Genomic DNA, 14631 nt, shown 5'->3' with positions numbered 1-14631 from the left:
TCAGCCACGTGCGGTGGGTGGGGCCCACCGTGCTCCGCCGTACAAGATGATGGTTTTCAAAACACAGACCACCGACGCAGGGAGCTGGGATGCGTGTATTGGTTACTGGTGGGGCCGGATATATCGGGAGCACAGTCGCGTCCGCGTGCCTCGACGCCGGGATCGAGCCTGTCATTCTGGACAGCCTCGTCACGGGCAGGCGGGAGTTCGCGCAGGGGCGGGTGTTCTATGAGGGGGATATCAGCGACGGGCCGCTGATCGACAAGATATTTGCCGAAAATCCGGATATTGAGGCTGTCGTCCACTGCGCCGCGCTCATCGTGGTACCGGACTCCGTGGCCGACCCCATCGGTTACTACCGCGCGAACGTCACCAAGAGCCTCGAGTTGGTCGATCACCTGCTCCGCAACGGCTGCACCCGGATGATTTTCAGCTCTTCCGCGTCCATCTACCGCACGGGTGACGACCACACCGTGAACGAGGAGTCCCCGCTCGACCCGCAGAGCCCTTACGCGCGGACCAAGGCGGTGTGCGAGTCCATGTTCGCCGACATCGCCGCCGGTCACGCGATCAAGATCCTCTCCCTGCGCTACTTCAACCCGATCGGCGCCGACCCCCAGATGCGCACCGGCCTGCAGTTGCGCCGCCCCAGCCACGCCCTCGGCAAGATGATCGAGGCGTATGAGGAGGGTGTGCCCTTCCAGGTCACCGGCACGAACTATCCGACCAGGGACGGCACGGGCATCCGCGACTACGTCCACGTCTGGGACCTGGCCACCGCCCACGTCGCGGCCCTGCACCGGTTCGACGCGCTGGAGGCCGACGTGATCAACCTGGGCACCGGCGCAGGAACCACCGTCCGGGAGCTGGTCGATGCGTTCAACCGCGTCGTCGACCGGCCGATCGAGGTCGTCGAGGCGGCCCCGCGCCCCGGCGATGTGGCCGGCGCCTACACCCGCAGCGACCTGGCCGGCCGCCTGCTGGACTGGCAGGCGAGCCACTCCGTCGAGGACGGCATCAGGCACTCGCTCGAATGGGCGCGCATCCGGGAGTCCCGGCTCGGCTAGACCGGGACCGGCCGCCGGAGTACGATTCGCATACGAACAGTTCGTACACGAAAGAAGCGATGGAAGAAGCGGAGGCGGCCCGTGAGGTCGCGCGGCTCTACCCAGCGATCTACCGGCGGTTCAAGGCGTCCAAAAGACCGATCGCGGCCGGGCTGACCGCCAGGATGCACGCCGTGCTCGGTCACCTGCAGGCCGCCGGGCCGCTCGCCCTGAGCGAGCTGGCCGAGCACCTCCAGCTGTCCAAGGCCGCGACGACCGAACTGGTCGACCGGGTCGAGGAACGCGGCCTGGTGGCAAGGATCAGGGACGAGCGCGACCGGCGGCGGGTGTTCGTCTGGGTCACGGACGAGGGGCGGACGGCCTTCGCCGCGGCCTCACCGCGGGTGCTCGAGGACGACCTGCTGGCGCGGGCCGTACGGAACATGACGCCGCAGGAGCGCGAGGGGCTCGTGACCGGGCTCCGCGCGCTGCTCAGAGAGGAGGAGCCATGAACTGCGAGAGCTGCGGAATGCCGATGGAGGCCGCCGACGACCACGCGCCGGGACACCCGGACAGCACGTGGTGCCGGCTGTGCTCCAAGCCCGACGGGACGCTGCAGGACTTCGACGAACGGTTCGAGCGCATGGTGCAGTGGCAGACCCAGCGCAACGGCCGGCCCAGGGCCGAGGCCGAGGAGGCCACCAGGGCCTACATGCGCTCGATGCCCCTCTGGCCTGACCACCCGAAGCTCGTGTCATGAGGATCCTCGGCGTCGACAACATCCTGGTCGGGGTGGGCGACCTGGCGCGGGCCAAGGAGTTCTACGGCGGCGTGCTGGGGCTGGAGGAGAAGTTCTCGACGGAGGAGATGGCGCTCTTCGCGATCGGGGAGGAGACCCCGGGGCTGCTGGTACGGGTCCAGGAGGGCAGACCGGGATCCATGCGCGTATGGCTGGAAGTTCCCGACGCCCGCGCGGCGGCAGATGAGCTGGGGATAGAGCCGTTCGAGGTGTTCACGGGCTGGACGGTCGAGGTTCCCGACCCCTGGGGGAACGTCATCGGCCTGACCGACTACACCAAACAGCCTCACCTGGCCCGCGCGGGCTGAGATTCCTATGAATGATCTCCTCCCGCCCCAATGAGCGGGAGGAGGGCCGGACAGGAGCTAGTGAGCGACGTCGCTCAGGGCGTTGCTCGGGATCTCCTGCGGAACGTCGCTGTCTTCACCAAGGTCGTCCACGTCGACCCACTGGTCCTCGGCCGGAGCCTTGATCTTGACCTTGGATCCCCACCCGAGGTATCGGGTCTCGCTGGTGGAGCGGGTCTTGCCGAGGACGCCGAAGTCCATGGTCCAGCCCGACGTCAGCTGGGTGGGCAGACCCTTGGAGTTGACCTTCAGCGCGTAGTCGATCTTGATCTTGCCGAGCGGGCCGCCGAGCTTCTCCCCGTACACCTTGGCCAGCTCGCTGTAGGTCAAGGACCCCTTGTACGTGCCGCCCTTGAAGCTCTTGGCGTGCGAGACGATCACCTTCAGCACCTTCGGCTCGAAGATGTCGATGATCTGGTTGTAGGTGCTGCCGGTGGCCTGCCCGGTGTAGCGCACCCACTTCTTGCCTTCGGGCAAGTCCTCACTGTACAAGCCGCCCTGGACGTAGCTGTGGCCGCCGACCGTGATGACGCGCGGCGGGGCGAACAAGGAGCTCTTCCCCGGCTTGCGATTCCGGAAGTCGGATGCGACGACCCCCGATTTGCCGAACTCGATGCCCCCGGTCGTCGTGGAGGTTCCCATGCTCTTGCCGTCCACGGTCATCCAGGATTTCTCGGAGATCCGCACCCCGTGCCCCGCGACGTACTGGCTCTTCAGCGCCTTCACCGGATCCACCGGCGCGGCCTGCGCGGGAGGCGTTGCGGTCACGAGCGCGGCGGCCGTGGTTAACGCCAGGCCCGCGAGAATTCGCTTCATTCGTTTTCCTTCGGATTCAAAAGGAGAGGGAGCAGAAGCCTGCCAATTGAAGATCACGAAAATATATCGAGAGCCGGGTCGTACGCCGCCAAAACGGTGCACTTTTCGTGCAGAGTGTGTCCTGGAGAAGTGAGATGACCGTCACACAGCGGGAGAACCATGCCCCGATGACCTGGGCAGGTCAAGCTTCGGGCTAGGCTTCACTGGCGGAAACGCCCGGCACGCACTCCCGAGCGCAGGAGCTCGCCGCGAGAGAGCGAGGAACGATGCCATCGAGCGGCGAAGCGGACGCGACCACCAGCGCAGTTGCCCGGGCCGTCGAACATCAGTCGGAAAAGCAGGGCGCGAACCCGGCAGAGGGCGAGCGACCAAGGGAAGAGGACGGACCCTCGTGGACCTGTTCGAACATCAGGCGAAGGAGCTCTTCGCCGACTACGGCATCCCGGTGCCACGCGGCATCGTCGCACACAACGTGGAGGAGGTGCGGTCGGCCGCCGAGGAGCTGACCGGCCGCGTTGTCGTCAAGGCCCAGGTCAAGACCGGCGGCCGTGGCAAGGCCGGCGGCGTGAAGGTGGCAGACGACGCCGCCGACGCGGTCACCAAGGCCGAAGCCATCCTCGGCATGGACATCAAGGGCCACACCGTTCACAAGGTGCTCGTGGAGGAGGCCAGCGCGATCGCGGAGGAGTACTACTTCTCCTTCCTGCTCGACCGCGCGAACCGTACATTCCTCGCCATCTGCTCCGCCGCGGGCGGCATGGACATCGAAGAGGTCGCTCACACGGCGCCCGAGAAGGTCGCCAAGGTGCCGGTCTCGGCGCTGACGGGCATCGACCGTGCCAAGGCCCGCGAGATCGCGGTCGCCGGTGGCCTGCCGGAGAAGGCGCTCGACGGTGCTGCCGAGCTCATCGAGAAGCTCTGGTGCTGCTTCGTCGACGAGGACGCCACCCTCGTCGAGGTCAACCCCATGATCCTGTCGGCCGACGGCCAGGTGAAGGCCCTCGACGGCAAGGTCACGCTCGACGACAACGCCACCTTCCGCCAGGCCGACCACGAGGCGCTCGCCGACAAGGCGGCCGAGGACCCGCTCGAGGCCAAGGCCAAGGAGAAGGACCTCAACTACGTCAAGCTTGACGGCAACGTCGGCATCATCGGCAACGGCGCGGGCCTGGTCATGTCCACCCTCGACGTGGTGGCCTACGCGGGCGAGGAGTTCGCCGGCAAGCCGTCCCCCGCCAACTTCCTCGACATCGGCGGTGGCGCCTCGGCCGAGGTCATGGCCGCCGGTCTGGAGATCATCCTCTCCGACCCGAGCGTCAAGTCGATCTTCGTGAACGTCTTCGGCGGCATCACCGCCTGCGACGCCGTCGCCAACGGCATCGTCTCGGCGTTCAAGCTGCTGGAGAGCCGTGGCGAGGCCGTGACCCACCCCCTTGTGGTCCGCCTCGACGGCAACAACGCCCTGCTCGGGCGGCAGATCCTGGCCGACGCCGCACTCCCGCGGGTCGAGCTGGTAGACACGATGGACGACGCGGCCAAGCGGGCCGCCGAGCTCGCTGCGGTAGGTGCGTGACCCATGGCCATCTGGTTGACTGAGAACAGCAAGATCATCGTTCAGGGCATGACGGGTGGCGAGGGCACCAAGCACACCCGCCGCATGCTCGCCTCCGGCGCCCGCGTCGTCGGCGGCGTGAACGCCCGCAAGGCCGGCATCACGCACGAGGGCCTGCCCGTGTTCGGCACGGTCAAGGAGGCCATGGAGAAGACCGGCGCGGACGTGTCGGTCGTCTTCGTGCCCCCGGCGTTCACCAAGGACGCGGTCAAGGAGGCCATCGACGCCGAGATCCCGCTCTGCGTGGTGATCACCGAGGGCGTGCCGGTGCACGACTCGACCGAGTTCTGGGCCTACGCCGTCGCCAAGGGCAACAAGACCCGCATCATCGGCCCCAACTGCCCCGGTATCGCCTCCCCCGGCGCCTCCAACGCGGGCATCATCCCGGCCGACATCACCACCGCCGGCCGCATCGGCCTGGTCTCGAAGTCGGGCACGCTCACGTACCAGCTGATGTACGAGCTGCGTGACTTCGGCTTCTCGACCGCGGTCGGCATCGGCGGCGACCCCGTCATCGGCACGACGCACATCGACGCGCTCCAGGCGTTCCAGGAGGACCCGGGCACGGACGCGATCGTGATGATCGGCGAGATCGGCGGCGACGCCGAGGAGCGGGCTGCCGCCTACATCGAGCAGCACGTCACCAAGCCGGTCGTGGCCTACGTCGCGGGCTTCACCGCGCCGGAGGGCAAGACCATGGGGCACGCGGGCGCGATCGTGTCGGGCTCCGCGGGCACCGCCCAGGCCAAGAAGGAGGCCCTGGAGAAGGTCGGCGTCCGCGTCGGCAAGACCCCCTCCGAGACCGCCCAACTCATGCGCGAAATCATGCAGGCTCGTTGATCGCTTGAGTTTCAAAGCCCCGTGCGGTTCTCCCCGCACGGGGCTTTTCCATTTCCATCCATTTACGCTTGCGGCTGCCCGTCCACCCGCCGCACGCCGTCTCGTCCTCCATGTCTTACGGCAGAGCACGGGCGACCCACCCGCCGCCCGGGGCCGGGCTCTGTCCAGGGAGACGGTCGTGTGGTGTGCGGGGCCGGCCGCCGTTACGCCGCCCCGTGGGCCCACTCCGTGGCGACAAGCTGACCAACTCCGCACGGCACACTCTGGGTCGACTCCGCATGGCATGCCGTGGGCCATTACGGTGGCCACAAATTCTGGGCCCTTAAGCCGTCAGCCCTCCAGTGCGCCCGCTTCCCGACCCGGAGGTCTGGGGCCCTTCACGAGCTCTTTGCTCTGGTCTTGTTGGCGTTGGCGTGCGACATTTCCTGGTATGGGCAGGGACGTGCCAGTCGTCGTTTTCAGCCGAGATGACCGCCGGAAATATCGGGAAAAGGTGCGTCGATGTCTCGACGTCTTCGCCCAGATGCTCCGCGAATCCCGCTTCGAGTTCGAACGCCCCCTCGCCGGCCTGGAGATCGAGCTCAACATCGTGGACGCGTACGGCGAGGCCGCCATGCGCAACGCCCAGGTGCTGGCCGCCATCGAACAGCCGGACTGGGCGACGGAGCTGGGACAGTTCAACATCGAGATCAACATCGAGCCCCAGGAGCTGGGCGGCGACGGCGCGCTGCGCCTGGAGGACGACGTCAGGGCGCGGCTCAACCACGCCGAGGAGCGCGCCCGCTCCCAGGACGGCCATCTGGTCCTGATCGGTATCCTGCCGACGCTGCGCGAGCAGGACATCGGCGAGGGCACGCTCTCCGCGAACCCCCGCTACCGCCTGCTCAACGAGCAGATCTTCGCGGCCCGCGGAGAGGACCTGCACCTGGCCATCGAAGGCGTCGAACGCCTGGACACGCACGCCGACAGCGTCGCTCCCGAGGCCGCGTGCACCAGCGTGCAGCTGCACCTGCAGGTCAGCCCCGAGGCGTTCGCCTCGCACTGGAACGCCGCCCAGGCCATCGCGGGACCTCAGGTGGCGGTGGCGGCCAACTCCCCTTACCTGTTCGGCAAGGAGCTGCACCGCGAGACCAGGATCGCCCTGTTCGAGCAGGCCACGGACACGCGACCGGCCGAGCTGAAGGCGCAGGGCGTGCGGCCGAGGGTGTGGTTCGGGGAGCGGTGGATCACGAGTGTTTTCGACCTCTTCGAGGAGAACGTCAGCTACTACCCCGCCCTGCTGCCTCTCTGCGAGGACGAGGACCCGCGTACCGAGCTCGAACAGGGACGCATCCCGCACCTCCACGAGCTGACCCTGCACAACGGCACGATCTACCGGTGGAACCGGCCGGTGTACGCGGTGGTGGACGGAGTGCCGCACCTGCGCGTGGAGAACCGCGTGCTGCCTGCCGGGCCTTCCGTGGCCGACGTCGTGGCCAACGCCGCGTTCTACTACGGGCTGATGCGCGTGCTGCCGTACGCCGAACGGCCGATCTGGAGCCAGATGTCGTTCCAGGCGGCGGAGGACAATCTCAGCGCGGCGGCCCGGCAGGGGCTGGACGCGCGGCTGTACTGGCCGGGAATGGGGGAGGTGCCCGCGTCCGAGCTGATCCTGCGCCGCCTTCTGCCCATGGCGCACGAGGGGCTGACCAAGTGGGGCGTGAACGGTCCCATCGCCGACCGGCTGCTCGGCATCATCGAGGGCCGCTGCCTGACGGGTCGTACGGGGGCGAGCTGGCAGGTGGAAAGCGTACGCGCGCACGGAGGAGATCGGCACGAAGCGTTGCGATCCATGACACTTGGGTACATCGAGCGCATGCACGCCAATGAGCCCGTCCACACGTGGGACGTGTGATGCCCCGTGAAGCGTATCCTGATCATCGGCCTCGTCCTGCTGCTCGGCGCCTGCGGCCTCGCGAGGACACGGTCCATGGACGCGCAGGGGGCCGATTCGTTCGAGGGTGACGTGCGTGCCGCTCGTACGCTGACGGAGGAGTTCTGGAAGCAGAACTTCCAGCAGCTCGGTCTGACTTATCGGCCCATCACCGATTTCGTTCCCTATTCCGGGAAATCCGGCCCCAACTGCGGCAACCAACCGGCCGCCCCGAACAACGCCTTCTACTGCCCCGCCGGCCACTTCATCGCCTATGACCAGGACTGGATGGAGTCGCTCTGGAACGAGATGGGCGACGGGTCTGTCTACGTGATCATCCCGCACGAGTTCGGGCATGCCGTGCAGGCGCAGCTCCAGACCAATTTCGAGCTGAACGTGCAAAAGGAGCTCCAGGCCGACTGCTACGCGGGCGGCACCCTCTCGGCCCTGGTCAGCTCAGGCGCGCTCAAGGCACAGTCGGGCGACGAGGACGAGCTGCTCCTGAGCCTGGACTCCGCCGGCGACCCAACGGACGACTGGCTGAACCCGTCCGCGCACGGGACGGCCGAGCAGCGCCAGGCGTCGTTCGCGACCGGCTGGAGGAACGGAGTGGGCACCTGCTGAGCAGGGCGGCTGGGACCTCCGCGGATGTACACACCTGTGCACTGATCGGACTCGAGGATGTATCCACGGGTCAACCCAGAGGATGATGTGTCTGATCATGACCACGCTCTACCTTTGACCCATGCCTTCGGAGGAGATCGGCTGGCTGCGCAGGGGCGCATGCAGGTCCAGCGACCCAGACCTCTTCTTCCCTCTCGCCCCCACCCCCCTGCAGGAAGCCCGCGCCAAGGCGGTGTGCGCGCGCTGCCAGGTCATTGACGAGTGCCGCTCGTACGCGTTACGCGCGGGCGAGTCGGAGGGCATCTGGGGCGGCCTCACCCCAGAGGAACGCCGCCGCACTCGCTTCCCCACCGGCTGGCGCCGCCCCGCCGCCTCCTAACGCTCTCGCCCCTCGCCACTCTTCGGCAGGAGAGGTCGGACTCTGGCATGCCGGAAAGCGGTGACCGCGCGGGAGTGGCTCGACGTAGCCTGCAAGGGTGTTGTTCCGCTCGATCGCCGTGCTCACCGCCGCCAACATCATGAACAACAAGGTCGCACCCCGCCTGGCGCCCCTGACCTCGGCCGCCGCGACCGCCGCTCTGGTCGCGATGGCTCGCCGGTCCGGCCTGTCGTGGCAGGAGCTGGGGTTCGAGCACGGCCGCCGGGGCGCCGTGGCGGGAGGTGCCCTAGCGGCGGCGGTGGCGGCCGTTTACACCGTCGGCATCACCAACCCCCGCACCAGGCCGCTCTTCCGCGACGAGCGCGCCCTGTCGCTCTCGCGCGCCCGCGCCCTGGAGGAGGCCCTGCTCCAGGTCCCGATGGGCACCGTCCTGCTGGAGGAGGTGGGCTTCAGGGGCGCCCTGTACGCCATGCTGCGCCAGCGCCACGGCACGGTCGCCGCCACGGCGATCTCCTCGGCGCTGTTCGGCCTGTGGCACATCCTCCCGGCCATCGACATGGCCCGCGCCAACCCCGCACTCGGCGCCCTGACGGCCGCCGAGTCCCCCAGCCACCTCGACACCGCACGGGTGGTGGCGGGGAGCGTGGTGTCCACGGCGGCGGCGGGGGTGCTGTTCTGCGAGCTGCGCCGCCACGGCGGCCTCCTGACCCCGGCCATGCTGCACTTCGCCACCAACTCCCTCGGCTACCTCTTCGCCCGGATCGCCGCCAAGCGAAAGTAGGGCTTTGCCCCGATTGGCTACACAAAGTGAGCAGCATCCGGTGGATCTTTGGCCCGCCGCGCGTGAAATCTCCCCCGCCAGTGGAAGATCCTCCACCCACTTCTGGAGCGTTCCATACACGTCTCTTCCTGGTGCTTTACCGTCTCTCTCGCACACTCCTCAGGCCGGTGCCGTCTCGAGGAGTGGGTATATCAAGATCACGATTCCTGATATACGATGGGAGCACGGAGGTAGTGCCGAATGCGTACAGTGATCGACATCGACAAGGATCTTCTGGAGAAAGCACAGAGGAAGCTGGGCGCGCCGACCATGAAGGAAACGGTTCGCGCCGCGCTTCAGGCGGTCGTCGACAGGGACGCGGAAAGGGCGAGCGCAATCGAGGCGTTCGAGTTCTGGCGCACGGAGGGGAGCCCGGACCTGCTGGATCCGGAGATCATGAAGCATGCGTGGCGGCGACTGGAGTGACGTATCTCCTCGACAAGAGCGCGCTGGCCCGCATACGCACCAGCGATGTGGTTGCCAAGGCCCTCCATCCGCTCTACGCGGCGCGGGTCGTGGCGACCTGCGCCATCATCGACCTGGAGGTGCTCTACAGCGCCCGCGACTATGCGCACTATCAGCGCATCCTGCACGCCCAGCGCCAGTGCATATACCTCCCGGTGGACCAGGAGGTGCAGGCGAGGGCCCTGGACGTACAGAGGCAGCTCGTGGAGAAGTCTCAGCACCGGGGCCTCGGGCCGAACGACCTGCTGATCGCCGCCTGCGCGGAGGTGCACAGCGCGACGATCCTGCATTACGACCGCGACTTCGACGTCATCTCCGAAGTCACCGGGCAGCCGTCGCTCTGGGTCGTGCCCCCAGGGTCAGTGCCCTAACTGCCCAAGCCAGAGGTCAAGCCGTCGGGACGACCTGGAACCCCTCCGCGTAATGGCCGGCGGGGAAGCCGGCCTGTTCGGCCCAGGTGGCGAAGCGGGTCTTGACGAAGTCGATGAAGCCCTCCACATGGGAGATCTGGCTCACATGTGACTGCAAGGCCGCGAGCTTGCGGTCCATGGCCTCGGTGATGTCCACCCAATGGTTGGGTGTCGAACCACCGGTCAGCCACACCTCGCGTACGGTCCACGCCTCCAGGCCCTCATCCTTGATCAGCTCAGGGAAGGCGTAGGGGTTGCGGGCGTCCGGGTAGACGGCGTCCAGGGCGGAGCCGCCCACCGCGCGATGGTCGGGGTGGCTGGGGGCGACGTGCTGGTAGTTGCGATCCGGATGATGGGTGATGACCAGATCCGGTCTGACCTGACGGATAACGCGCGAGATGTCGCGCCTGAGCTCCAGCGAGGGCACCACCTGCCCGTCCGAATAGCCGAGGAAGCGCACGTCCGTGACGCCGACCGCCTTGGCGGCGGTGCGCTGCTCGGTCCTGCGGAGCTCGGCCATGCCGGAATTGTCCAGAGTACGTTCGTTGCCGCCCGCATCACCATCCGTGACCAGCAGGTACGTGACCTCGACACCCCTGTCGACGAACAACGCCACGCTGCCCGCCGCTCCGAAATCGACGTCATCTGGGTGGGCGGTCACCACAAGGACCCTGTTGATCTCGGCTTCCGGCAGCATGGCTCCCCTTTCTGATGTTCCATGAAGGACAACCGCGCGCCCCTCGGATGGCATTCCGGGCAACGATTGTCGGTGGGGCGTCTTAACCTAGGTACGTGCCCACCCAAGTCTCTGTAGACCACCCCCTGCTCGACGGCCTCAACCCGCAGCAGCGCGAGGCCGTGATCCATCATGGCAGTCCGCTGCTCATCGTGGCAGGGGCGGGATCCGGGAAGACGCGGGTGCTCACGCATCGCATCGCGTACCTGCTGGCCGAGCGCGACGTGCATCCGGGCGAGATCCTGGCGATCACGTTCACCAACAAGGCCGCCCGCGAGATGAAGGAGCGCATCGACAAGCTGGTCGGCCCGCGGTCCAAGGCGATGTGGGTGATGACGTTCCACAGCGCCTGCATGCGCATCCTGCGGCGGGAGGCCAAGCGGCTGGGGTTCCCGTCGAGCTTCTCGATCTACGACCAGGCCGACTCGCAGCGGCTGATGGCGATGGTCTGCAGGGAGATGGAGCTCGACCCCAAGCGCTACCCGCCGCGCTCGTTCTCGGCGCAGGTCAGCAACTTCAAGAACGAGCTGATCGACTACGAGACCGCCCTCGACAAGGCGGGCTCGCACCTGGAGAAGACGCTCGCGCAGGCGTACAAGGCCTATCAGCTCAAGCTGACCGAGGCCGGCGCGATGGACTTCGACGACATCATCATGAACACGGTGACGTTGTTCCAGCTCTTCCCCGAGGTGGCCGAGCACTACCGGATGCGGTTCAGGCATGTGCTGGTGGACGAATATCAGGACACCAACCACGCCCAATACATCCTGATCAGGGAGCTGGTCGGGCATCCCGAGCTGCGCACGACCGACGGCGAGCTGGTCCGGTCGGGCGGCGGCATGTCCGAGCTGTGCGTGGTGGGCGACGCCGACCAGTCCATTTACGCCTTCCGCGGCGCGACGATCCGCAACATCCTGGAGTTCGAGCGCGACTATCCGGATGCACGGACGATCCTGCTGGAGCAGAACTACCGCTCCACCCAGAACATCCTGGCCGCCGCCAACGCGGTCATCGCCCGCAACGAGTCGCGCAAGCCCAAGAACCTCTGGTCCGACCAGGGCGACGGTCCCAAGATCGTCGGGTACGTCGCCGACAACGAGCACGACGAGGCCATGTTCGTGGCCCAGGAGGTCGACCGGCTCAGCGACGAGGAAGGCGTCAAGCCAGGCGAGGTCGCCGTCTTCTACCGCACCAACGCCGCCTCCCGTGTGTTCGAGGAGATCTTCATCCGCACCGGGCTGCCGTACAAGGTGGTCGGGGGCGTGCGCTTCTACGAGCGCAAGGAGGTCAAGGACCTGCTTGCCTACCTGCGCGTGCTCGCCAACCCGGCCGACGTGGTGTCGCTGCGGCGCATCCTGAACGTGCCCAAGCGCGGCATCGGCGACCGCGCCGAGGCGATGATCGAGGCCCTGTCGTCCCGCGAGCGCATCTCGTTCTGGGACGCGCTGCGCCGGGCCGACGAGGCGTACGGGATGGCCACGCGCTCGCTCAACGCGGTACGCGAGTTCGTCGCGATGCTCGAGGAGCTCATCGCCAAGGGCGAGGGCATGCCGCCGTCGGCGCTGGCCGAGGAGGTGCTGGTGGCCACCGGCTACCGCGCCGAGCTGGAGGCGTCGGAGGATCCGCAGGACGAGTCGCGTCTGGAAAACCTCAACGAGCTCATCTCCGTCGCCTCCGAGTTCGAGGAGGCCAATCCGGAGGGGACGCTCGTGGAGTTCCTGGAGCAGGTGTCGCTTGTGGCCGATGCCGACCAGATCCCCGAGGCGGACGGGGGGCAGGGGGTCGTCACCCTGATGACCCTGCACACGGCCAAGGGGCTGGAGTTCCCGGTCGTCTTCCTGACGGCCATGGAGGACGGGGTGTTCCCGCACATCCGGTCGCTCGGGGAGCCCAAGGAGCTGGAGGAGGAGCGGCGGCTGGCGTACGTCGGGATCACCCGGGCGCAGCAGCGGCTCTACATCACGCGGGCGGCCGTACGCAGCTCGTGGGGGGCGCCGTCGTTCAACCCGGCCTCGCGGTTCGTGAACGAGGTGCCGGTGCAGCTCATCGACTGGCGTACGGACCCGGAGAAGTCCGCCTGGAGCGCGGCCACCCGCCGGGAGCCCGCCGCCCGCCCCGCACCCGCCAAGAGCGGCGGGCGCAAGGTGCCCTCGCTGGCGCCTGGTGACCGGGTGACGCACGACGCGTTCGGGCTGGGCACGGTGGTGTCCGTGGACGGGGTGGCGGAGAAGACCAAGGTGAAGATCGACTTTGGCAGCGGCGGGGAAAAGACGCTGCTGCTGGCGTACGCCCCGCTCGAGAAGCTCTGACCTGTCATGCTCCGCCCTCCCCGATAGGAGAGGGCGGGGTCCGGCGGGATCAGCTCTTCAGGGCGCTGCCCTTCTTCCACTGGGTCCAGTTGAGCTGCCAGTAGCTCCAGCCGTTGTTCCACTGCAGCTTGCGCTTCGTGCCGGTGATCTTGACGACGTCGCCGCGCTGGGCGATGCCGTAGAACCACTTGGCGCCGGCAGGAGTGGCGCGTACGCAGCCGTGGCTCTGGTTGGAGCGGCCGAGGAACTGGTAGTAGCCGGCGCTCTGGTGAACGTACTCACCGCTGTCGGAGATGCGGACCGCCCACGGGATCTCCTCCTTGTAGTAGCGCGGGTCCTTCGGGTCCGTCACGCCCATCCAGGAGGAGGTCATGGTCTCCATGGCCTTCTTGCCCATGGTGAGGTGGACGCCGCTGGTGGTGAGGTAGACGTCCACGCCGTTCCTCATCAGCCCGCCCCGGCCGGCGCTGATCGGGATCTTCTTGGTCAGCTTGCCGTCGCGGTACACCCTCATCTGGTGCTTGCCGGCGTTGACCACGGAGATGTTCTGCGTGCCCACGGCGAAGCGGCGGGAGACGTCCTTGGCGCCGGTGTTGCCGGGGAGCTGCGACAGGTGGGCGGTGAAGAGCACCTTCTGGTGAGGCTTCCAGTACGTCTTCGTCCGGTAGATGACCTTGCGCGCCGACACCCAGCGCCAGGCGCCCTCGACCGGCTTGTCCGCCTGCACCTCCAGCAGTTCCTCCACGGCCGCCTTGTCTTTGACGTCGCGGTCGAACGTGACGATGATCGGGAAGCCGACGCCTACCTTCTCGGACTTCTCCCCCATCGGGGTTATGTCGTCAATATCAAGCGTGACCTTCTTCACCGGCGCCGTGACGCCTGCCGCACCGACGGCTCTCACCGCCGGGGCTTGCGCTTGCGGGACGTGGACGCTCTCCGCCGCACAGGCCGTCAAAGCGGCCAATGCGACCAGGGCCGGCAGCATCCGGGGGACGCGATTCAAAGGGGCACTCCTGGACTATGTGTTTTTCTCCTTTATGTGTGACAACTGAGACGGGAGATTTGTAGGCGGATCAGTGATAACTATCCCGTAACGGTCCAACCTCCTCACGGATGACCAACCACCCTCAGGGGAAACGGCCGCACCACCCGCCACGCCACGGTGGCAACGCGGCACGCACCATGCGGGCGCGCGGCACGCCGCATGTCGACGCAGCGCACGGGCTAAGGCGCGTAACCGGAGGAGCGTCGCCCCGCACGGTGCACCACGGGCGGGAACTCGCGGCGCGGGCGGGCACAGCGCACGGCACGGCACGGGGCGGGGCGGGGCGGGGCGGCACGGGGCACGGTGCGGGGCAGGGGCGCAGGCCGCGATCTCCGGGCCAGAGCGCGAGCGCAGGGAGCGGAGCGCGGAGCGGCACGGAGCGCGACACGGCACGGCGCACGGCGCGGGGCGGGGCCGCAGGGGGCTCATGGGCCCGTTCGCCGAGGGCGGCCTCGGCCGTCAAGGGTGCGG

Annotated in this window: 16 protein-coding genes; 13 read left to right on the top strand and 3 right to left on the bottom strand. The window is 67.6% G+C overall.

What is annotated here, in order from left to right; genetic code table 11:
• The first annotated feature begins 89 nt into the window (after window positions 1-89).
• From galE to AB0J09_RS00140, 4 genes are read left to right on the top strand one after another with little or no spacing between them, the layout of a single operon-like run.
• Window positions 90-1067, top strand: a complete 978-nt coding sequence (galE, locus tag AB0J09_RS00155) for a UDP-glucose 4-epimerase GalE (RefSeq protein ID WP_360682779.1) — start codon at window positions 90-92, stop codon at window positions 1065-1067.
• A gap of 59 nt (window positions 1068-1126) precedes the next feature.
• Window positions 1127-1558 (top strand): MarR family transcriptional regulator, encoded by a 432-nt coding sequence (locus AB0J09_RS00150; protein ID WP_360682777.1) that lies wholly within the window; start codon window positions 1127-1129, stop codon window positions 1556-1558.
• Window positions 1555-1806 carry a zinc ribbon domain-containing protein gene (locus tag AB0J09_RS00145; RefSeq protein ID WP_360682775.1) on the top strand — a complete coding sequence of 84 codons (252 nt, stop codon included), beginning with the start codon at window positions 1555-1557 and terminating at the stop codon, window positions 1804-1806. The genes AB0J09_RS00150 and AB0J09_RS00145 overlap by 4 nt, the downstream gene beginning before the upstream one ends.
• Entirely contained in the window at window positions 1803-2153 is a 351-nt protein-coding gene (locus AB0J09_RS00140) for a VOC family protein (RefSeq protein ID WP_360682773.1), read from the top strand. Before AB0J09_RS00145 ends, AB0J09_RS00140 begins: the two co-directional genes overlap by 4 nt.
• A gap of 57 nt (window positions 2154-2210) precedes the next feature.
• On the opposite strand, the gene AB0J09_RS00135 is transcribed toward AB0J09_RS00140, so the two are convergent.
• Complete coding sequence (locus AB0J09_RS00135; RefSeq protein WP_360682771.1) at window positions 2211-3008, bottom strand: hypothetical protein; 798 nt, start codon at window positions 3006-3008, stop codon at window positions 2211-2213.
• A 391-nt stretch (window positions 3009-3399) separates the two neighbouring features.
• Between AB0J09_RS00135 and sucC the strand changes: the two genes are divergently transcribed.
• From sucC to AB0J09_RS00095, 8 genes are all read left to right on the top strand, one after another.
• On the top strand, window positions 3400-4581 hold the full coding sequence (gene sucC, locus AB0J09_RS00130; protein WP_360682769.1) for an ADP-forming succinate--CoA ligase subunit beta: 1182 nt from the start codon (window positions 3400-3402) through the stop codon (window positions 4579-4581).
• Between the two features lie 3 nt (window positions 4582-4584).
• Entirely contained in the window at window positions 4585-5460 is an 876-nt protein-coding gene (sucD, locus tag AB0J09_RS00125) for a succinate--CoA ligase subunit alpha (protein WP_360682767.1), read from the top strand.
• A gap of 493 nt (window positions 5461-5953) precedes the next feature.
• Entirely contained in the window at window positions 5954-7354 is a 1401-nt protein-coding gene (locus AB0J09_RS00120) for a glutamate--cysteine ligase (RefSeq protein WP_360682765.1), read from the top strand.
• 6 nt (window positions 7355-7360) lie between these two features.
• Entirely contained in the window at window positions 7361-7996 is a 636-nt protein-coding gene (locus AB0J09_RS00115; RefSeq protein ID WP_360682763.1) for a neutral zinc metallopeptidase, read from the top strand.
• 121 nt (window positions 7997-8117) lie between these two features.
• Window positions 8118-8375, top strand: a complete 258-nt coding sequence (locus tag AB0J09_RS00110) for a WhiB family transcriptional regulator (protein WP_360682761.1) — start codon at window positions 8118-8120, stop codon at window positions 8373-8375.
• 97 nt (window positions 8376-8472) lie between these two features.
• Window positions 8473-9156: a CPBP family intramembrane glutamic endopeptidase gene (locus AB0J09_RS00105; protein ID WP_360682759.1), complete on the top strand. Its 684-nt coding sequence runs from the start codon at window positions 8473-8475 to the stop codon at window positions 9154-9156.
• Window positions 9157-9405: 249 nt separating this feature from the next.
• Window positions 9406-9621, top strand: coding sequence for a type II toxin-antitoxin system VapB family antitoxin (locus AB0J09_RS00100; RefSeq protein ID WP_360682757.1), 216 nt, complete (start codon window positions 9406-9408; stop codon window positions 9619-9621).
• A complete protein-coding gene (locus AB0J09_RS00095; RefSeq protein WP_360682755.1) occupies window positions 9603-10031 on the top strand; it encodes a PIN domain nuclease in 429 nt (142 codons plus the stop codon). The genes AB0J09_RS00100 and AB0J09_RS00095 overlap by 19 nt, the downstream gene beginning before the upstream one ends.
• Before the next feature lie 16 nt (window positions 10032-10047).
• Here the strand turns inward: AB0J09_RS00095 and AB0J09_RS00090 are convergent, their stop codons facing one another.
• Window positions 10048-10767: a PIG-L deacetylase family protein gene (locus AB0J09_RS00090; protein ID WP_360682753.1), complete on the bottom strand. Its 720-nt coding sequence runs from the start codon at window positions 10765-10767 to the stop codon at window positions 10048-10050.
• A 125-nt stretch (window positions 10768-10892) separates the two neighbouring features.
• Here AB0J09_RS00090 and pcrA point away from each other — a divergent pair, with 125 nt between their 5' ends.
• Window positions 10893-13115: a DNA helicase PcrA gene (gene pcrA, locus AB0J09_RS00085; RefSeq protein WP_360682955.1), complete on the top strand. Its 2223-nt coding sequence runs from the start codon at window positions 10893-10895 to the stop codon at window positions 13113-13115.
• Between the two features lie 49 nt (window positions 13116-13164).
• Here the strand turns inward: pcrA and AB0J09_RS00080 are convergent, their stop codons facing one another.
• Window positions 13165-14118 carry a L,D-transpeptidase gene (locus AB0J09_RS00080; RefSeq protein ID WP_360682751.1) on the bottom strand — a complete coding sequence of 318 codons (954 nt, stop codon included), beginning with the start codon at window positions 14116-14118 and terminating at the stop codon, window positions 13165-13167.
• Window positions 14119-14631 lie beyond the last annotated feature (513 nt).

This window comes from Nonomuraea sp. NPDC049784 (assembly GCF_040659615.1).
Classification (GTDB): domain Bacteria; phylum Actinomycetota; class Actinomycetes; order Streptosporangiales; family Streptosporangiaceae; genus Nonomuraea.
The sequence above is the reverse complement of the archived record's forward strand: the minus strand, read 5'-3'. Positions and strand labels throughout refer to the sequence as shown.